Raw genomic sequence first — 18,796 nt, forward strand, 5'->3', positions numbered from 1 at the left:
TGTGGAAAAGGTAACGGTTGAAGGCTGCGGCGGATGATAACAGGGTTGCCGGGGCTGGCGCTGGCACTGGTCGCCAGGTTTTTCGCCCGTGGACCGGGCTCTCGGGGCGGTTTTCTGCACAACGATATTTTCCGATTGAGCAATATCGTCGTGGCAACCGTCTACAGTGGACGATAGGTGTTTGCTTTTCTTCATCCATGCATGGCGATTAGGCCGGATCAAACAGGGGGTGCTCCATATTGGTCAGATCGAAACCGAACAATCCCTACGGCGACGCCGTGCGACAACGGGCCTCGAGCATCGGTAGGCAAGCGCTGGTAAAGATAGGCAACCGCCTCGCGGCACTTTTTGGCCCTCGAGCGAGTCTTAGCGTGGATCGCGGTGACGGATGTCACTTCCCCTGTCTACGCTATCCTTGTGCGAGACTCACGCAGGAATCCAGCGCAATATGAATGTCCTGATCGTTGATGACGAACCACTGGCCCGCGAGCGCCTGAGCCGAATGGTTGGCGAACTCGAGGGTTACAGTGTCCTGGAGCCGAGCGCCACCAATGGCGAAGAGGCATTGGCCCTTATCGACAGCCACAAGCCGGATATCGTGCTGCTCGACATCCGCATGCCTGGCCTGGATGGCCTGCAGGTCGCGGCGAAGTTGTGCGAACGAGAGTCGCCGCCTGCGGTGGTGTTCTGTACCGCCCGGGAGGACTTCCCGCCCGAGGTCCTGCAGGCCAGTGCCGTGGGTCATCTGGTCAAGCCGGTGGCATCCGAGGCCTTGCCCGATGCCTTGCGCAAGGCCGAGCGACCCAATCGCGTGCAATTGGCGGCGCTGACCCGGCCGGCCGCCGAAAGCGGCAGCGGCCCGCGCAGCCACATCAGTGCGCGAACCCGCAAAGGCATCGAGTTGATCCCGTTGAACCAGGTGGTCTACTTCATTGCCGACCACAAGTACGTGACCTTGCGCCATGAAAGTGGCGAGGTGTTGCTGGACGAGCCGCTCAAGGCCCTCGAGGATGAGTTCGGCGAGCGCTTTGTCCGCATCCACCGCAACGCCCTGGTGGCGCGCGAGCGGATCGAGCGCTTGCAACGCACCCCCCTGGGGCATTTCCAACTCTTCCTCAAGGGCCTCAACGGCGATGCGCTGATCGTCAGCCGGCGACACGTGGCCGGCGTGCGCAAGATGATGCAGCAGCTTTAGCCCGGGACGTGGGGCGTTCGAGACCTTTCATTTCCAGGACATTGGCGGCCAGGGAGGCCTTGGGGTCGTGATTCAAATCAAAGCGGTTCTGACTGAACTGTTATTATCTGCCGTATCTTTTAAGTACGGATTGATCCATGTCCCCTCGCGAGATCCGCATCGCCACCCGTAAAAGTGCCCTGGCCCTCTGGCAGGCCGAATACGTCAAAGCCCGTCTGCAAGCTGCTCATCCCGGGCTGGTCGTGACCCTTGTGCCCATGGTCAGTCGCGGCGACAAGCTGCTCGACTCACCCCTGTCGAAGATCGGCGGCAAGGGCCTGTTCGTCAAGGAACTGGAAACCGCGTTGCTGGACAACGAAGCCGACATCGCCGTGCATTCGATGAAAGACGTGCCCATGGACTTCCCCGAAGGCCTGGGCCTGTTTTGTATTTGCGAGCGGGAAGACCCACGCGACGCCTTCGTGTCCAATACATTCGCCAGCCTCGAGGCACTGCCTGCCGGCAGCGTGGTGGGCACTTCCAGCCTGCGTCGCCAGGCGCAATTGCTGACGCGCCGCCCGGACCTGCAAATCCGTTTCCTGCGGGGCAACGTGAACACGCGCCTGGCCAAGCTCGATGCCGGCGAGTACGACGCGATCATCCTCGCCGCCGCCGGCCTGATCCGCCTGGGATTCGAAGACCGCATCACCTCGGCCATCAGCGTCGACGACAGCCTGCCGGCGGGTGGACAAGGTGCCGTGGGCATCGAATGCCGCCGCGCCGACAGCGACATCCATGCCTTGCTCGCACCGTTGCACCACGAGGACACCGCCACCCGGGTGTTCGCCGAGCGGGCCCTCAACAAGCATTTGAACGGCGGTTGCCAGGTGCCGATCGCCTGTTACGCCGTGCTGGAAGGCGAACAGGTCTGGTTGCGTGGCCTGGTGGGCGATCCCAATGGCGGCCGGTTGCTCAGTGCCGAGGCCCGGGCGCCGCGCCGCGATGCCGAGGCCCTGGGGGTGCGGGTTGCCGAGGATCTGCTGAGCCAGGGCGCCGCCGACATTCTCAAGGCGGTCTACGGCGAGGCGGGCCACGCGTGACGGGCTGGCGGCTGCTGCTCACGCGGCCGGAGGATGAGTCGTCGGCCTTGGCGGCGACCCTGGCCGATGCCGGCATTTTCAGCAGCAGCCTGCCGTTGCTGGCGATCGAGCCAATTCCGCTGTCGGATGCCGGGCGCGCGACCCTCCAGGCCCTGGATCAATATCGTGCGGTGATCGTGGTCAGCAAGCCCGCCGCACGCCTGTGCCTCGAACGGCTGCGCCCATTCTGGCCCGAACCGCCCGATCAACCTTGGTTCAGCGTGGGGGCGGCCACCGGGCAGATCCTCGCCGACGCCGGCCTCACGGTTTTCTATCCCGACCACGGTGACGACAGCGAAGCCTTGCTCGAACTCGCCGCGTTGCGCCAGGCTGTCAGCCGGCCTGATGCGCGGGTCCTGATCGTGCGCGGCGAAGGCGGGCGCGGCTTGCTGGCAGAGCGTTTGCGCGAGCAAGGTGCTAGTGTCGATTACCTGGAGTTGTACCGACGCCACCTCCCTCACTACGCCGATGGCGAACTGCCGGCGCGGGTCGAAGCGGAACGCTTGAACGCACTGGTGGTCAGCAGTGGGCAGGGCCTGGAGCATCTGCAGCGGTTGGCCGGCGATGCCTGGCCGACGCTGGCACGGTTGCCGTTGTTTGTTCCAAGCCCGAGGGTTGCCGAGATGGCGCGTGCCGCCGGGGCCCGAACAGTTGTGGATTGTCGTGGCGCCAGCGCCGCGGCTTTGCTGGCGGCGTTACGGGAACACTCCGTGCCGTTTTCTAATGCGAAGGATGGATACGTGAGCGAAACAGCCTTGCCAAAAGCAGATCAAGACCAGCCCGTGCTCGACGCGCCGGTTGAAACCCCGGCCCCGGTGGCGCCGCGTCGCGGCAATGGGCTGGCTATTTTTGCATTGTTGCTCGGGGCCGCCGGTGTCGCGGTTGGCGGTTGGGGGGTATGGCAGGTGCGCCACCTGCAAACCAACAACCAGCAGCAGTCCGCCCAGGTCCAGGCGTTGAACGACCAGGCCCAGAGTCTCAAGCTCAACGAGCAGCGCTTGACCGAGCGGCTGGCCCAGTTGCCCGCCGCCGAGGAACTGGAGGAGCGTCGTCGCCTGGTGGCCCAGTTGCAAGGTGACCAGCAGCACCTGAGCCAGCGCCTGGAAACCGTGCTCGGTGCCAGCCGCAAGGACTGGCGCCTGGCCGAAGCCGAGCACCTGCTGCGCCTGGCCAGCCTGCGTCTTTCCGCCCTGCAGGACATCAACAGCGCCCAGGCGCTGGTGCAGGGCGCCGACGAGATCCTGCGCGAGCAGGACGACCCCGGTTCGTTCGCCGCCCGCGAGCAACTGGCCAAGACCCTGGCCGCGCTGCGCAGCACCGAGCAGCCGGATCGCACCGGGCTGTTCCTGCAACTGGGCGCCCTGCGTGACCAGGTGTTGCAGCTCAGCGAGCTGGCGCCGGAATACAAGGATCGCGGTGAATCCCTGCTGGGCCTGACGGCCGATGGCGATGGCGCCAGCCGCTGGGCGCAGTGGTGGGACCAGATCTCGCGCTACATCCGCATCGACTTCAACGCCGATGAGAACGTCCGTCCGCTCCTCGCCGGGCAAAGCCTGATGCAGGTGCGCCTGGCCTTGAGCCTGGCGCTGGAGCAGGCGCAGTGGGCGGCCCTCAATGGGCAGGCGCCGGTGTACACCCAGGCGCTGACCGAGGCGCGGGATGTATTGAAGAACAACTTCAACCAGGACAACCCGCAGATCAAGGTCATGCTCGAGCGCGTGGCCGAGCTGTCCAGCCAGCCGGTGACGGTGGTCACGCCGGACCTGACGGGCACCCTGAGCAGCGTCCAGGCCTACCTTGAACGGCGCAACGTGAATGCCGAAGAGTCGATCAAGCCGCTGCCCAAGGCGGGCGACCAGGAGGCCACGCCATGAAGCGTCTCTACGTGATTCTGTTCGTGGTCATCGCCGTTGCCGCAGTGCTGGGCATGGCGATCGCGGAGCATTCGGGTTACGTGCTGGTGGCGTACAAGAACTTTCGTTACGAAGCCGGCCTCTGGGTCACCCTGGCGCTGGTGGCGGTGCTCTGGCTGTTGTGGCGTGCGGTGAGGGCCTTGATCGGGCTGGTCACCACCTCCGGTGGCGTGGTCAACCCGTGGTCGCGGCGCAACCGCAGTCGCCGTGTGCAAGTGGCGATCGAGCACGGCCAACTGGACCTGGCCGAAGGACGTTGGGCCAGTGCCCAGCGCCACCTGCATCGCGCCGCCGAAGCCGAGCGCCAGCCCTTGCTCTATTACCTCGGCGCTGCCCGTGCGGCGAATGAACAAGGGCTGTACGAGCAGAGCGACAGTTTGCTGGAGCGCGCCCTGGAGCGTCAGCCCCAGGCTGAGCTGGCCATCGCCCTGTCCCACGCCCAATTGCAGACCGACCGCGGCGACACCGAGGGTGCGTTGAACACCCTGCAAGCGATGCACGAACGCCATCCGCATAACGCCCAGGTCCTGCGCCAGTTGCAACGCCTGCATCAGCAGCGCGGTGACTGGTCGGCAGTGATCCGGCTGCTGCCCGAGCTGCGCAAGGACAAGGTCTTGCCCGCCGCTGAACTGGCAGATCTGGAACGCCGGGCATGGGGCGAGAACCTCACCCTGGCGGCCCACCGTGAAGAGGACGGCAGCGTCGGCCTGCAATCGCTGAACCGGGCCTGGCAACAATTGACCTCGGCCCAGCGCCAGGAGCCGGCGCTGGTGCTGGCGTATGCCGAACAGTTGCGCCAGCTTGGGGCCCAGGTCGAAGCCGAAGAGGTGTTGCGAATCGCCCTCAAGCGGCATTACGACAGCCATCTGGCGCGGCTGTACGGGCTGGTTCGCGGCAGCGATCCGGTGCGCCAGCTGCAAACCGCCGAAGGCTGGCTCAAGGATCACCCGGCCGATCCGGGCCTGCTGTTGACCCTGGGGCGTCTCTGCCTGCAGAACAGCTTGTGGGGCAAGGCCCGGGACTACCTGGAAAGCAGCCTGCGGATCCAGCGCAATCCCGAAGCTTGCGCCGAGTTGGCGCGGCTGCTGGCGCAGCTGGGCGATGCCGAGCGCAGCAATCAGTTGTTCCAGGAAGGGTTGGGGCTGCTCGACGAGCGCCTGCTGGCCGCGCCGCTGCCGGTCTCGGCGCAGGTCCTGCCGACCTGAGGATGGCCAGAGTCATCGGGGCGAGGGAACCAGGTCCTCGCCCCGGTTTCTAGCGTGTGACAGGCGACGATCCGCCGTCGCTTGAGGGCCTCCACCAACGTTCTTGGCGAAGTCCTACAACGAGCTGTAACAAATCCTCTCGTCCCTGTCGGGAATTCCCTACACCCCTGGTGAAGTCTCCGCGCGACCCCGCCTTGAAAGGCCGGCGGGCTTTCCTCTACCGTAACTACTTGTCTCTTCTGCTACGGAACTGCCATGTTTTTGGCTTGCTCACGTTTCATGTTTCTCATGGCTTCCATTGCCGCGGCCCTGGCTTTGGGCATCGCCAGTTACCTGGAATATTCGGTCGGCCTGGCGCCATGCAGCCTGTGTGTCTTGCAGCGGGTGTGCCTGGTGCTGTTCCTGGTGAACAGCCTCGTGGCATGCGTGCATGGTCCGGGGCAAGCAGGCAGCTTCTTCTATGGATTGACGGGGTGGGTGTTCGCGTCGGGGGGAATGGCGCTGGCGTGGCATCAGGTCTTGCTGCAGGGCCATTCGCTGCAGTCTCCGGCTGATTGCGTCGTGCCGTCCGCCGGGGTGCAATCCTGGTGGTGTGCGTTGCGTCGTGTTCTCGATGGCGACATCGATTGCGCGAATTTCACCTGGACGCTGTTCGACCTGAGCATTCCCGAATGGAGCCTGTTGTTCTTTCTCGCCGTGTCCGCCGCGATGACCTACCTGCTGCTGCGCCTTGCCTGGACTGCTCTGGCGCGACCCCTCGGCGGCGATACGTCGCAGTTGGTCCGGGCGCTGGATTAAACACTTGTATGAACTTTATCGCCTGCGTACCTTGAAGCGGTAGTCGTGCGGGCATAATCTGGCCCGCACGTGTCATTGGAATCGTGCCACTCGAACATGTTGTGTCTGGCTTGTCACTGGTCATCCAGGTGTACGCAGGCTGCGAGGGGCATGACTCACAAGGGAAGAAATCACCATGCTCGAAAGTTGTCAGAATGCTCAGGAACGCTGGGGTGGGGTGCATCTGCTGATCGATCGCTGGTTGCAGGAGCGCCACGAACTGGTTCGGTCCTATGACGCCCTCGGCGACAAGCCTGAAGCGCTGAGCGAAAGTCGCAAGCCCTTGCAGGAGTTCTGCGGTGTGCTGGTCGACTATGTATCGGCCGGTCATTTCGAGATCTACGAGCAACTGACGGGTGAGGCCAAGGCCTTCAATGACAAGCGCGGCCTGGAGCTCGCCGAGCAGATCTACCCGCGCATCGATGTCATCACCGAGAAGCTGCTGGCGTTCAACGACCTGTGCGACGAAGGCAAGTGCGTCGCTGAAAAATTCAAGGAGTTGGGCGGATTGCTGCACGAGCGTTTCGAACTGGAAGACTGCCTGATCGAAGTGCTGCACAACGCCCACAAGGAAGAAGCCGCGGTCCAGGCCTGAGGGCTTCGCGGTCATGAAAAAACGGTGCGCATGGCGCACCGTTTTTCGTTTGGGTTGGCGTCAGCCTGTCGCGCCCAACAACTCGATTTCAAACACCAGCGGCGTGTACGGCGGGATCACATCCCCGGCACCTTCGGCGCCATAGGCCAGGGTCGAAGGAATCACCAGTCGCCATTTCGCACCGACCGGCATTTGCGGCAACGCACTGCGCCAGCCGTCAATCACGCTGTCGAGGTTGAACCACTGTGCCTGATGGTTGGCGTCGAATACGGTGCCGTCCGGCAATCGGCCGGTGTACAGCACCTGGACCTTGCCATGGGGACTCGCCTTCGCGCCTTTGCCGGGCTTGAGTTCGGTCAGCAGGATGCCGTCCGCGAGTTGCTGGACGCCGGGCCGGTTCTTTTCTTCGTCGAGGAATTTGCGCTCGGTCTTCAACGCCTTCGCGTCCTCGGGCGGCAATGATTGTGCCGTCAGTTGCGCTTGATGCGTGGCCAGGATCTGTTCGATACGCTCATCCTGGAGTGCCAGCGGCTTGCCCAGGTAAGCCTGTTGCAGGCCTTCGACCAGGGCTTGTATCTGCAGGTCGGGCACGTCCTGGCGCAAGCGTTCGCCCAGGCTCGCACCCAGGCTGTAGGCCAGGTCATGGGCATCGTTCGCGCTGGTTTTTTCAGCGGCCTGGGCCATGGAGCAGAGCATGCACAGGGACAAAAACAGGTGACGCAACATGGGGGATCTCCGGCCTCGAATCGAGGGATTATGCCAGTGCCGACAGGTGTAGCGGTGGATTGCCCTGACGCCGATGAAGAAGATTTTTCGGGCCTTGCAACGCAACGTCTTGTGTACTGTCAACATGCCCTAGCGGCGGTTGCAGCAGAGGTCTAGTATGAGCCGCACTCACGTCAGTCAGGAGGTAAACCATGTCGGCCACCAAGAAGCCCGTAAACACTCCGTTGCACTTGCTCCAACAACTCTCGGGCAGCTTGCTCGAGCATCTGGAAAACGCCTGCTCCCAAGCCATGGCTGATGCTGAAAAACTGCTCGCCAAACTGGAAAAACAACGCGGCAAGGCCCAGGAAAAACTGCACAAGTCGCGCACCAAACTGCAAGACGCCGCCACCGCCGGCAAGGCCAAGGCACAAGCCAAGGCCAAGGACGGCGTGAAAGAACTCGAAGACCTGCTCGATGCCTTGAAGGACCGTCAATCCGAGACCCGCGCCTACATCCTGCAACTCAAGCGCGATGCCCAGGAAAGCCTGAAACTGGCCCAGGGTGTCGGTCGTGTGCAAGAGGCTGCGAGCAAGGCGCTGTCGCTTCGTGCTGCCAAGCCTGCTGTTGTATCGGCCAAGAAACCAGCGGCTAAACCTGCCGCGGCGAAAACGCCGACCAAGGTAGTGGCCAAGCCTGCTGCCAAGGCGCCGGCCAAGGCCGCGAGCAAGCCGGTCGCCGCCAGCGCTGCCAAACCCGCGGCCAAGAAACCAGCCACTAAAGCTGTCGCCAAGCCCGCCGTAAAAACCGCCGCTGCCAAGCCGGCCGCCGCCAAGCCTGCGGTAAGAACTGCCGCCAAACCGGTTGCCAAAACCGCTGCTGCCAAGCCCGCCGCGACGAAAACCGCCGCCGCTAAACCCGCTGCCAAGCCGGTCGCCAAGACCGCTGCCAAACCCGCTGCCAAAACGGCTGCTGCCAAACCTGCGGCCACCCAGGCCGCCGCGACCAAAACCGCGGCGGCCAAGCCTGCGGTAAAAGCCGCTGCCAAGCCTGCCGCGAGCAAAGCGCCTGCCAAGGCTCCCGCCAAAACGGCGGCCAAACCCGCTGCGGCAAAACCTGCCGCCAAGCCAGTCAGCGCCAAACCGGCCGCTGCCAAGCCTGCTGCTGCAAAACCAACAGCGGCCAAGCCAGCGGCCAAGCCCGTCGCGAAGAAACCTGCTGCCGCAAAACCGTCTGCTACGCCTGCTGCCAAGCCGGCCACCGCAGCGCCTGCGCCGGCAGCGACGCCTGCGCCAACCGCCAGCACCCCGGCCGCGGCAATCAGCCCGTCCGCTTCCGTGGCGCCAAGCAGCACCCCAACCAGCGCTTCCTAAGTGCCGGACACCGCGACGCGCAGCTGATGCAGCGCGTCGTGGTTCGCGGGTCCGGCAATCGCCGCCAGCGCTTGCAGCCATTGGGCTGAGTCCCTGTGACGTGCCTCGGGCCAATCCCTGGCCGCCGCTTCCAGTCGTTCCAACAGCCGCCGCTCGGCCTCCAGTTCCAGGCGCTTGACCTGTTCGCGCAGGGTGTCGAGTTCCGGGTCTTGCAGGGCCGCGTTTTTCCATTGGCGGCGAAGGCTGCGCAACGGCTTGACCACCTCGGCATCCCAGGCGTCGGCCAACTGTCGAAGCCGATGCAGCCGCTGTTCGCTGCAGCCCACGCCGCGCTGGTCCAGCCACAGGCCGCAGAGCAGCAGGCAAACATTGAGGCCGGCGTCCTGCGATGCCAGGCAGGCGGCTTCCACGCCGGGCTTGGCATAGAGGTCCAGGGAGAAACGCCAAAGATCAGGGGACATCGTGCTACTCGCGCCAGTTGCGAACGAAGCTGGTAGACTCCGCCGCCATTATGATTCGACTTCAGAACCTGACTTTACAGCGTGGCCCGCAACGTCTGCTAGAAGACGCCGAGCTGACCCTGCACGCCGGCCACAAAGCCGGCCTCATCGGTGCCAATGGCGCCGGCAAATCGAGCCTGTTCGCCTTGTTGCGCGGCGAGCTGCACCCGGACTCGGGCGATTGCCAACTGCCGGCCGATTGGCGTATCGCCCACATGCGCCAGGAGGTCGATACCCTCGAACGCCTGGCGGTGGACTACGTGCTCGACGGTGACCTGCGCCTGCGCCAGGTCCAACGCGACCTGGCGGCGGCGGAAGCGGCCCACGACGGCGCCGCCCAGGCTCGCCTGCACGCGGAACTCGACAGCGCCGACGGCTACACCGCCGACGCCCGCGCACGCAAATTGCTCGCGGGCCTGGGGTTTACCAACGAGCAGATGGACCGCCAGGTCGGCGATTTCTCCGGCGGTTGGCGGATGCGCCTGAACCTGGCGCAAGCCTTGATGTGCCCGTCGGACCTGCTGTTGCTCGATGAACCGACCAACCACTTGGACCTCGATGCGATCATCTGGCTCGAAGACTGGCTCAAGGGCTACCCGGGCACGCTGCTGCTGATTTCCCACGACCGCGATTTCCTCGACGCCGTGGTCGACCATGTCGCCCATGTCGATCAACGCAAGCTGACCTTGTACCGGGGCGGCTACAGCGCCTTCGAGCGCGCCCGCGCCGAGCGCCTGGCCCAGCAACAGCAGGCCTACGAGAAGCAGCAGGCGCAGCGTGCGCACATGGAAAGCTACATCGCCCGCTTCAAGGCCCAGGCCACCAAGGCCCGCCAGGCCCAGAGCCGGATCAAGGCGCTGGAGCGGATGGAGGAACTGTCGGCGGCCCACGTCGATTCGCCGTTCGATTTCGTCTTCCGTGAATCGACCAAGATCTCCAGCCCGCTGATCGACTTGTCCGATGCACGCCTGGGCTACGGCGACAAGACCGTGCTGGAGAAGGTCAAGTTGCAGCTAACCCCCGGTGCGCGGATCGGTCTGCTGGGGCCTAACGGCGCCGGCAAGTCGACCCTGATCAAGAACCTCTCCGGTGAACTCCAGCCCTTGGGCGGGCGCCTGACCCGTGGCGAGAACACCGTGGTCGGCTACTTCGCCCAGCACCAGCTGGACTCCCTCGACGCCAAGGCCAGCCCGTTGTTGCACCTGCAACGCCTGGCGCCGACCGAGCGCGAGCAGACCCTGCGGGACTTCCTCGGTGGCTTCGACTTCCGTGGCGCGCGCATCGACGAACCGGTCCTTAACTTCTCCGGCGGCGAGAAGGCGCGACTGGCGCTGGCGTTGATCGCCTGGGGCCGACCCAACCTGCTGCTGCTCGATGAACCGACCAACCACCTGGACCTGGAAATGCGCCTGGCCCTGACCATGGCCTTGCAGGAATTCAGTGGCGCGGTGCTGGTGGTGTCCCACGATCGGCACCTGCTCAAGAGCACCACGGATAACTTCTTCCTGGTGGCCGACGGCAAGGTCGAGGAATTCGACGGCGATCTGGAGGATTACGCACGCTGGCTGGTGGACTATCGCCAACGCAATGCGCCGGTCAGCACCACGCCGGTCAATCCGGACAAGACCGACAAGAAGGCCCAGCGCCAGGCTGCTGCCGCCTTGCGCCAGCAATTGGCGCCCCACAAGCGCGAGGCCGACAAGCTCGAAGCCGAGTTGGGCAAGCTGCATGAAACGCTGCAGAAAATCGAAACCCGCCTGGGCGACAGCGGTCTCTACGAGGCGGCGCGCAAAGATGAGTTGCGTGACCTGCTGGCCGAACAGGCCAAGCTGAAAGTTCGGGAAGCGGAGCTGGAGGAAGCCTGGATGCAAGCGCTGGAGTTGCTGGAAACCTTGCAAGCGGAGCTGGAGGCATTGTCCTGATGGAAGCCCTGGCGTTGCCTGTCCCTGTGATGTGGATCGAACCGATCTGGCTCGGTGTGCAAGTGCTGCTGATCCTGCTGGTCGGTTACTTCGCCCAGCGCTTCGTGGCGCGCGCCCTCACGCGCCTGGGTGAGCGCTATCCCTTCCCGCCGCAGTTATTGATCATCTCCCGGGGCGTGCTGCGCTGGCTGATCATGGGCAGCGCGGTATTGATCGTGCTGGAGCGCCTGGGCGTCTCGGCCACGGTGCTGTGGACCGCGTTGTCGGGCTTCGTCGCGGTGGCGGCGGTGGCCTTCTTCGCCATCTGGAGCGTGCTGTCGAACCTGCTGTGTGCCGTGCTGATCTACACCGTCGGCCCGTTTCGCCTGGGGGACGTGGTCGAGCTGGTGGAAGCCACCGACAAGCCCGGCATCAAGGGGCGAGTGGTGGCGATCAACCTGCTCTACACCACGTTGATCGAGCCCGAGGAGCTCGGCACCGGCAGTTCCATGGTGCAAGTGCCCAACAGCCTGTTCTTCCAGCGGTCGGTCCGGCGCTGGCGTGGCAGCGAGGCATTCCCGGTCGGCGGTTTCGTCGAATAACGCAGCCTTTGCGGCGTGGCCCGCCCGGACAAAAAAACAGTGGTCAACCGCGCAGCGGCGCATTAGCGTAGTCGTTTCGACGAATACGAGCCGAGGTGTGCAATGGTGCTGGAAACATGGCTGGCGTTTTTCGCCGCCTGCTGGGTGATCAGTCTTTCGCCGGGCGCCGGTGCGATTGCATCGATGTCCAGCGGCCTGCAATACGGTTTCTGGCGCGGCTACTGGAATGCCCTGGGCCTGCAACTGGGCCTGGCGCTGCAGATTGCGATCGTGGCGGCCGGCGTGGGAGCGATCCTCACCGCTTCGGCCACGGCGTTCTATGCGATCAAATGGTTCGGCGTGGCCTACCTGGTCTACCTGGGCATCAAGCAGTGGCGAGCCATTCCCGGCGACATCAGCGATGACGCGGCCGTGCGGCCTATCGGCAAGCCCATGGCGCTGGTGTTTCGCGGGTTCCTGGTGAACATCAGCAACCCCAAGGCACTGGTGTTCATGCTGGCGGTGCTGCCGCAATTCATCGACCCCCACGCGCCCCTGGTCAAGCAATACCTGATCCTGGGTGCGACCATGATCTGCGTCGACCTGATCGTCATGGCCGGCTACACCGGGCTGGCATCGAAAGTCCTGCGCCTGCTGCGCACGCCGAAACAGCAGCGGCGAATGAACCGCACGTTTGCCGGGCTGTTCATTGGCGCGGCGGGTTTGCTGGCGACGATTCGCAGGGCGGCGGTGTAAAGGTCAAACCTGTGGCGAGTATTGCTGTGGCGAGGGGATTTATCCCCGTTCGAGTGCGCAGCGCTCGCAAAATGCTTGGGGCTGCTTCGCACCCCAGCGGGGATAAATCCCCTCGCCACAGGACCCTCTGAACATTTATCGAGTGGCACGGCTCAACGCAAAATCACCGGCGCCGTGTCCCGCGGCAGGTTGTTGCGCTGCACGGTTTCGCGGGGTTGTTCGTAGCTCGGTCCGCCGAGTTGTTCGCTCATCTGCCGCGCCACGTCTTCGCCCAGGGCCTTGGACACGTCACGCACCACCCGCGGGCGATTGAGGCTGATGTGCACGTCCCGGTGGTTCAACAGCTTGGTGTCCTGGCCTTCGCCCATGGCGGTGAACGCCGAGGTGATCTCGAAGGTCTTGGTGTTGATCAGGCTGAAGTCCGCCACCAGGGTCAAGGCCAGCACCGCCGAGTAGCTGTTGGTGTTCGCCAGCTCGTTGATGTCGCGGGTAAAGTCGATGTCCGACACCGTGCCGAACAACACGTAGTCGGCACCCTTGAAGTTCCCGGCCTTGATTCGCTTGATGACGTCGTAGACATCACCCTTGGACGAGGCGGTGTAGGGCGTGCCCTGCACCAGTTGGAACATCCCGCTGCGCAGGATCTCGCCCTTGATGTCGCCGGTGAATTTGCGCAACTCACCCTGCTCGATGTAGCTGCTGGTGGCTTCCATTTCGTCGTAGCTCGACGAAGCGCTGGCGCTGTAGGCGTTCGCCTGGAAGTTGCTCTGGGCCGAAACGGTGTGGATGTACTCTTCCACGCGTTCCTGGTACGCCAGGTCGGTGACCGCGACCTTCGGGGCCGCCTGCGCGGTGAGCGCGCAGGCCAGGGCCATGATGCCGATCCATGTGCGCATGGCTTAACGCTCCGTGGTCTTGCGGATTTCTTTCTCGTCCATCCACTCGGCCAGACCGCTCTCGACGTCGATCAATTGCAGGCTGAACTTGTAGAAGACGTCCTTGTAGTCGCTGCTGCGCTTGACGATCGAGCTGATGGAGCCCTCGATACGGTATTTGGCGGCGATCATGTTGCCGGTCTTGGCCACGGTGCTTTTCTTGTAGAGGCCGCTCTGGTTCTGCAGCTTGAGCTGGTCGACCTGGCTGTCCATGGCGTTGTTGTCGCTGGCGAAACGCGCCGCCCCGGTCTTCATCAGCTGGGTCTTGATGCTGGTGGTGATTTCCCGCGTGTCGATGTACTCGCTGGTCTTGTTCTTAACGTCGTAGACCTGGACCACTGGGCGACCCTGCAGCACGCCGGACTGGGCCAGGGAGCGGGTCATGGACTCGGCGATCATCTGCAGGTCGGTGGAACCGAATTCGTTGGTGACGGTTTCCACGGCCTTGGTGTCGCCATAGCTGATGTGCTTGTTGCCCAGTACCGGCGAGTTGTTGGCGCAGCCGCTGACCAGCAGGACGGCGAGGGCGAGGGAGGAAATGCGTACGAACATGTGGGGGCTCTCGAAAACTGAATAAAGGATCTGTGGCGAGGGGATTTATCCCCGTTCGAGTGCGCAGCGCTCGCTAAAAATTGGGGCTGCTACACAGCCCAGCGGGGATTAGTCCCCTCGCCACAGGGATGTGCATCTGTCTTAAGGCGTATTGATTTCCAGGCGGAAGTCCACCGCCTTGGGCGTCGGTGCGATGGCCGGCAGGAACTTGGTCTGCTCGCCATACATCGCCAGGGTCTTCCAGGTTTCTTCCTCGGCGATCGGGAAGCCTTCCGGGCCCAACCAGGCGAAGCGGTAGTACAGGGTCTTGTTGTTGTAGCTGGTGTTGCTCAGCTGCACATTGACGGTCATGTAGCCGTTTTCCCGGGCCACGCGCATGGCGCCGACCACGATGTTCTTGGTCTTGCCCATTGCCACGACCTTGCTGGCAGCGGTGCCCGGCTCCGGTGGCGGCGGGGTGGCGCAACCGGCCAGCAAGGCCAGGGCGCCGACGGCGATCAGTTTTAGACGCATGTGAACAAAGACTCCGTTCTTAAGGTTGTTTGAGGCTGGCGACCGCGCTTGGGGTGGCACTCGGGATCACCTGGGCCGCCAGGCCGCCGGTGAAGACCTGGTTGCCCACCGCCCGCAGGCTGATGACCTGGTAGCGCTGGTCCACGTTGACCTTGACCATCGAACCACCCACCGCGCTAGGCAGGGTGACCTGGTGCTCGCCCTTCTTCAGGCGCAGGCGCACGACCTGGGTGTAGTCCGGCAGGGTGCGCCAGGTGCGGGTGTCCGCGCCTTCGAGAACCGCCGAGGTGATGCCCATGGCCAGGCCGGCCAGGGGGTTGGTGTCGTTGATCTGCTTTTGCGCCACGCCCTTGGTGATCGCACGCACGGTGGTGCGCAGAATGATGCCGGGCATGTCGTCGCGCAGGGCGCGGCGGGACATGGCGGTGGTGCTGTTGAGTTGCGTCAGGTCCATCTGGCGACCGTCGACGCCGATCTGGCTGAACGTGGCCGTGGAGGTGTCCGCCTTGATCACCGGGAATGACAACGGTGTGATCACCAGGTTGCCGCTGATCGGCAGGGGCAGGGGAATGCGCACCGAATCCCGGGACGGCGCCAGGCCGCTCTGCACCACGATCAGGATATCGCTGTCATCGTTCTTGGCGGCCGGCTTGTCGAGGTTGAGCAGGGCCTGCTCCAGCAACGGCGTGTTCGGGCGCAGCTCGGCAGCCTTGCGATAACCCGGTGCGGCCAGGTCCTTTTCCCCCAGGGCTTCGTAGACGAAACCGGCCAGGTAATGGCTGAAGGCGCTCTGGTAACTGTTTTTCAGGCTGACCACTTCCGGGGCGTCGAGGCTGGCCACCGGGTAACCCTGGAGGTCCTTGTACTCGGTCTTGACCCCTTGCTGCTCGGCTTCTTCCTCGCGCTTGAGGTATTGCTTGTCCCGCAGGTCGGCGATCACCGCTTCGCGTTCGTGGGTTTTCTTGATCTGCGTCCGCGCGCCATCGAAGTCGTTCACGGCCAGCAGGTTCAGCGCCATCTGCGTGGTGAGCATGACCTTTTCGTAATCGTAGCCTTCATAGCGACGGACTTTGTCGTTGACCAGGAAGCTGCCGAACTGGGCCACGTACTTGGCGGTGTCGAGCTTGACCGCGTCTTCCCACTGGCCGACCTGCTGGTCGGCGCTGTTCCAGGCGGTCTGGCTGCCGGACAGGTCGCCCTTGGCGCGCAGCAATTCACCTTTCTCGAAGTAATACAGCAGGTCTTTATCCTGGCTGGTGTTGTTTTTTTCCAGCAGGGTCAGCGCTGCGTCGACATTGCCGGAAGCCAGTTGCTGGTTGGTCTGGGCCAGTTCGCTGTCGTAGTTGCGAAACGCCGAGCAGCCGGACAACAAGGTCATCGCCCCGAGGGCGACCGAGAAAACGGCACGGGATGCCATGAACATTTCTTCCCTGAATAGCAGCCGGGGGTGGGGCGGGTCGGGCTGGAGCGATCCCACGGACGAGCGTCGATACGCTGTCGGTTCCTCATTGAATGAGGAGCTTTTATGCCGTCGAAGAATAAGAAGGCGGCGGGATTATAGACATGGCGCTCGGCTATGTAATGGCTTTTCAATCTCGAAATGCAGTTTTTGTGACATCACCTCCAAAGGTGAAAATCCGATGAAAATAGCGCTCTTGAGTACATCGGCCCTTGAGTCAAAGCCATCCTAAGTGAACAATGTGTTACTTCTTATTACCAATTGAGAGTCATTCATGATTGCCCCGCTTCGTTTCCTGGCCTGGCTCGCAGTGCCGTTGCTGGTGCTATGCAGCCCCTACCTACTGGCAGACACCGTCGAAGGCGCCCCCCAGGCGCTGCACCTGCTGGATTACATCGGGGCGGATTATCCGGCGACGGTCGAGGCGGGCAAGGTCATCGACGAAGCCGAATACCGTGAGCAACTGGAATTCGTCAAAGTGCTGGAGGGCCTCATCGCCGACCTGCCGGCGAAGCCGGAGAAGGCCGAGCTGACCGAGGGCATTGGCGCGTTGCGCGGTGCGATCACCCAGCGCCAGGAAGGCGGCGACGTCGCCCGCCAGGCGCGGCAGTTGGGCGCGCGCCTGGCGGTGGCCTATGAAGTCAGCCAGGCACCCGTCATCACCCCGGATCCCAGCCGTGGCGCGCCGCTGTATGCCCAGAACTGCTCGGTGTGCCACGGTGCCAACGGCGCCGGCGACGGCCCTGCCGGCGTCGGCCTGGAACCTCCACCGGCCAACCTGCGGGACGGCCAGCGCCTGGACCGCCTGAGCCTCTATGCGATCTACAACACCCTCGGCATGGGCGTCGAAGGCACCGACATGCCGGCCTTCGCCGATCAGCTCGACGACCGTCAACGCTGGGACCTGGCCACCTACATTGCCAGCTTCAGCGCCGATCCGGCCGCCGCCAAGGGCGAGCAGACCTACAACCTGGCCGATCTCGCGCGCCAGACCCCAGCCGAAGTCCTCGCCGCCCAGGGCCCGGCAGCGGCGGCCACCTTCCGCGCCCAGCGCGCGCAGCCGCCGCAAGTGCAGCGTGGCCCGGCGCAACTGCTCGACTACACCGCAGCGACCCTGGACAAAAGCATCGCGGCCTATCGCGCTGGCGACCATGACCAGGCCTACGACCTCTCGGTAGCGGCTTACCTGGAAGGTTTCGAGCTGGTGGAGAGCTCGCTGGACAACGTCGACGCCAACGTGCGCAAGGACACCGAGAAGGCCCTGATGGCCTACCGTCAGTCGCTGCAGGACGGCTTGCCCGTGGACCAGGCTGCCCAGCGCCTGGACGCGGCCAAGGTGAAACTCAAGGCGTCCGCCGATCTGTTGGGCGGTGATGGCTTGAGCTGGTCGCTCAGCTACATCTCCGGGTTGTTGATCCTGTTGCGCGAAGGGTTGGAAGCGATCCTGGTGCTGGCGGCGATCCTCGCGTTCCTGCGCAACACCGGCCAGCAATCGGCGGTGCGCAGCGTCAACATCGGCTGGGGCCTGGCGCTGCTGGCCGGCCTGGCGACCTGGGGGCTGGCGGCCTATGTGATCGATGTCAGCGGTGCCCAGCGCGAATTGCTCGAAGGCGCGACGGCGTTGTTCGCCAGCGTGATGGTGCTGTGGCTGGGCGTGTGGATGCACGACCGTCGCCATGCCGCGGCCTGGCAGGACTACATCAAGAGCAGCCTGGTGGGGGGTGGCGGCCGGTTCGGTTTCGCGATCCTGGCGTTCTTCTCGGTCTACCGCGAGCTGTTCGAAGTGATCCTGTTCTACGAAACCCTCTGGTTGCAGGCAGGTCCTGCCGGGCATAACGCGGTTCTGGCTGGCGGCGCGACGGCGCTGGTGTTGCTGGTCGGGTTGGCCTGGGTGATCTTGCGCGGTTCGGCGAAGTTGCCGCTGGCCCTGTTCTTCAGCATCAACGCCGCGCTGTTGTGTGCCTTGTCGGTGGTGTTCGCCGGCCATGGCGTGAAGGCGTTGCAGGAAGCCGGGATCTTTGGCACCCGTCCCGTGGCGTTCTTCGACTTCGACTGGCTGGGTATTCATGCCGACGCCTACTCGCTGGCCGCCCAAGTGGTGGCGATCCTGGCGATCGTCGTGCTGTACGGTCGTAGCTGGGTGGCGGAGAAGCGCAGGGTGCAGGTTTCCTGATGCGCGTGTGGATCGACGCCGACGCCTGCCCCCGGGCGGCGAAGGAACTGGTGGTCAAGTTCGCCTTGAAGCGCCGGTTCGAGGTGGTGCTGGTGGCCGGTCAGCCGCAGATCAAGCCAGCCCTGGCGTGTGTGAAACTGATCGTGGTGCCCAGCGGCCCCGACGCGGCAGATGACTACCTGGTGGAGCACGCCGAGCCGGGCGAACTGGTGATCTGCAGCGACGTGCCCCTGGCCGATCGATTGGTGAAGAAGGGCGTCGCGGCCCTGGACCCCCGGGGCAAGGCATTCGATGCCCAGAACATGGGCGAGCGGCTGGCGGTGCGTAACCTGTTCACCGACCTGCGTGAACAGGGCCACGTCGGCGGTGGCCCGGCCGCCTACAGCGAGCGGGACAAGCAGGCGTTTGCCAATGCACTGGATCGGATCCTGACGCAGTTGGCACGCAGCGCCTGAGCCTTGCCCGCCCCCGGTGGGAGCGAGCCT

18 protein-coding genes and 2 pseudogenes are annotated in these 18,796 nt (G+C 64.1%); 14 read left to right on the forward strand and 6 right to left on the reverse strand.

The window, feature by feature from the left end; all coding sequences use genetic code 11:
• Positions 1–257: 257 nt before the first annotated feature.
• The 8 genes and pseudogenes from Q6A48_RS02040 to rsd all read left to right on the forward strand — a co-directional run.
• Positions 258–452, forward strand: a pseudogene (locus Q6A48_RS02040) (sensor histidine kinase); the annotation flags it as partial.
• Entirely contained in the window at positions 449–1,195 is a 747-nt protein-coding gene (locus Q6A48_RS02045; protein ID WP_304551573.1) for a LytR/AlgR family response regulator transcription factor, read from the forward strand. The pseudogene Q6A48_RS02040 and the gene Q6A48_RS02045, both read left to right, overlap by 4 nt.
• A 137-nt stretch (positions 1,196–1,332) precedes the next feature.
• Positions 1,333–2,274 (forward strand): hydroxymethylbilane synthase, encoded by a 942-nt coding sequence (gene hemC / locus Q6A48_RS02050; RefSeq protein WP_304551574.1) that lies wholly within the window; start codon positions 1,333–1,335, stop codon positions 2,272–2,274.
• Positions 2,271–3,017: pseudogene (locus tag Q6A48_RS02055) on the forward strand (uroporphyrinogen-III synthase); the annotation flags it as partial. The gene hemC and the pseudogene Q6A48_RS02055, both read left to right, overlap by 4 nt.
• 36 nt (positions 3,018–3,053) lie before the next feature.
• A complete protein-coding gene (locus tag Q6A48_RS02060) occupies positions 3,054–4,187 on the forward strand; it encodes a uroporphyrinogen-III C-methyltransferase (RefSeq protein WP_304551869.1) in 1,134 nt (377 codons plus the stop codon).
• Complete coding sequence (locus Q6A48_RS02065) at positions 4,184–5,431, forward strand: heme biosynthesis protein HemY (RefSeq protein WP_304551575.1); 1,248 nt, start codon at positions 4,184–4,186, stop codon at positions 5,429–5,431. Before Q6A48_RS02060 ends, Q6A48_RS02065 begins: the two co-directional genes overlap by 4 nt.
• A 255-nt stretch (positions 5,432–5,686) precedes the next feature.
• Entirely contained in the window at positions 5,687–6,229 is a 543-nt protein-coding gene (locus Q6A48_RS02070) for a disulfide bond formation protein B (protein WP_304551576.1), read from the forward strand.
• A gap of 175 nt (positions 6,230–6,404) precedes the next feature.
• Positions 6,405–6,863, forward strand: coding sequence for a sigma D regulator (rsd, locus tag Q6A48_RS02075; RefSeq protein WP_245139466.1), 459 nt, complete (start codon positions 6,405–6,407; stop codon positions 6,861–6,863).
• Between the two features lie 60 nt (positions 6,864–6,923).
• On the opposite strand, the gene Q6A48_RS02080 is transcribed toward rsd, so the two are convergent.
• Entirely contained in the window at positions 6,924–7,589 is a 666-nt protein-coding gene (locus Q6A48_RS02080; RefSeq protein ID WP_304551577.1) for an FKBP-type peptidyl-prolyl cis-trans isomerase, read from the reverse strand.
• Between the two features lie 191 nt (positions 7,590–7,780).
• On the opposite strand from Q6A48_RS02080, the gene Q6A48_RS02085 reads away from it, so the two are divergent.
• Positions 7,781–8,941, forward strand: a complete 1,161-nt coding sequence (locus Q6A48_RS02085; protein WP_304551578.1) for an AlgP family protein — start codon at positions 7,781–7,783, stop codon at positions 8,939–8,941.
• Here the strand turns inward: Q6A48_RS02085 and Q6A48_RS02090 are convergent.
• The gene (locus Q6A48_RS02090; RefSeq protein WP_304551579.1) at positions 8,938–9,402 is read right to left on the reverse strand and encodes a TIGR02444 family protein; all 465 of its coding nucleotides are present in this window, start codon (positions 9,400–9,402) and stop codon (positions 8,938–8,940) included. The genes Q6A48_RS02085 and Q6A48_RS02090 overlap by 4 nt on opposite strands.
• Before the next feature lie 50 nt (positions 9,403–9,452).
• Here Q6A48_RS02090 and abc-f point away from each other — a divergent pair, with 50 nt between their 5' ends.
• From abc-f to rhtB, 3 genes are all read left to right on the forward strand, one after another.
• Positions 9,453–11,363 carry a ribosomal protection-like ABC-F family protein gene (abc-f, locus tag Q6A48_RS02095; RefSeq protein ID WP_304551580.1) on the forward strand — a complete coding sequence of 637 codons (1,911 nt, stop codon included), beginning with the start codon at positions 9,453–9,455 and terminating at the stop codon, positions 11,361–11,363.
• The gene (locus Q6A48_RS02100) at positions 11,363–11,944 is read left to right on the forward strand and encodes a mechanosensitive ion channel family protein (protein WP_304551581.1); all 582 of its coding nucleotides are present in this window, start codon (positions 11,363–11,365) and stop codon (positions 11,942–11,944) included. The genes abc-f and Q6A48_RS02100 overlap by 1 nt, the downstream gene beginning before the upstream one ends.
• A gap of 102 nt (positions 11,945–12,046) precedes the next feature.
• Positions 12,047–12,679 (forward strand): homoserine/homoserine lactone efflux protein, encoded by a 633-nt coding sequence (rhtB, locus tag Q6A48_RS02105; RefSeq protein WP_304551582.1) that lies wholly within the window; start codon positions 12,047–12,049, stop codon positions 12,677–12,679.
• Between the two features lie 152 nt (positions 12,680–12,831).
• Here rhtB and Q6A48_RS02110 read toward each other — a convergent pair whose 3' ends face one another.
• The 4 genes from Q6A48_RS02110 to Q6A48_RS02125 all read right to left on the reverse strand — a co-directional run bounded on the left by Q6A48_RS02110 (position 12,832) and on the right by Q6A48_RS02125 (position 16,096).
• On the reverse strand, positions 12,832–13,575 hold the full coding sequence (locus Q6A48_RS02110) for a penicillin-binding protein activator LpoB (RefSeq protein WP_304551583.1): 744 nt from the start codon (positions 13,573–13,575) through the stop codon (positions 12,832–12,834).
• Positions 13,576–13,578: 3 nt separating this feature from the next.
• Entirely contained in the window at positions 13,579–14,166 is a 588-nt protein-coding gene (gene lpoB, locus Q6A48_RS02115; RefSeq protein ID WP_304551584.1) for a penicillin-binding protein activator LpoB, read from the reverse strand.
• A gap of 141 nt (positions 14,167–14,307) precedes the next feature.
• Positions 14,308–14,679 carry a YcfL family putative periplasmic lipoprotein gene (locus Q6A48_RS02120; RefSeq protein WP_304551585.1) on the reverse strand — a complete coding sequence of 124 codons (372 nt, stop codon included), beginning with the start codon at positions 14,677–14,679 and terminating at the stop codon, positions 14,308–14,310.
• 19 nt (positions 14,680–14,698) lie between these two features.
• Positions 14,699–16,096: a COG3014 family protein gene (locus tag Q6A48_RS02125; RefSeq protein ID WP_304551587.1), complete on the reverse strand. Its 1,398-nt coding sequence runs from the start codon at positions 16,094–16,096 to the stop codon at positions 14,699–14,701.
• A gap of 316 nt (positions 16,097–16,412) precedes the next feature.
• Between Q6A48_RS02125 and Q6A48_RS02130 the strand changes: the two genes are divergently transcribed.
• Together Q6A48_RS02130 and Q6A48_RS02135 are read left to right on the forward strand one after the other, a co-directional pair.
• Positions 16,413–18,311, forward strand: coding sequence for a cytochrome c/FTR1 family iron permease (locus Q6A48_RS02130; protein ID WP_304551588.1), 1,899 nt, complete (start codon positions 16,413–16,415; stop codon positions 18,309–18,311).
• The gene (locus tag Q6A48_RS02135) at positions 18,311–18,766 is read left to right on the forward strand and encodes a YaiI/YqxD family protein (protein WP_304551590.1); all 456 of its coding nucleotides are present in this window, start codon (positions 18,311–18,313) and stop codon (positions 18,764–18,766) included. Before Q6A48_RS02130 ends, Q6A48_RS02135 begins: the two co-directional genes overlap by 1 nt.
• Positions 18,767–18,796: the final 30 nt, after the last annotated feature.

The sequence above is a fragment of the Pseudomonas citrullilanati genome, from assembly GCF_030580855.1.
Lineage (GTDB): Bacteria > Pseudomonadota > Gammaproteobacteria > Pseudomonadales > Pseudomonadaceae > Aquipseudomonas > Aquipseudomonas citrulli.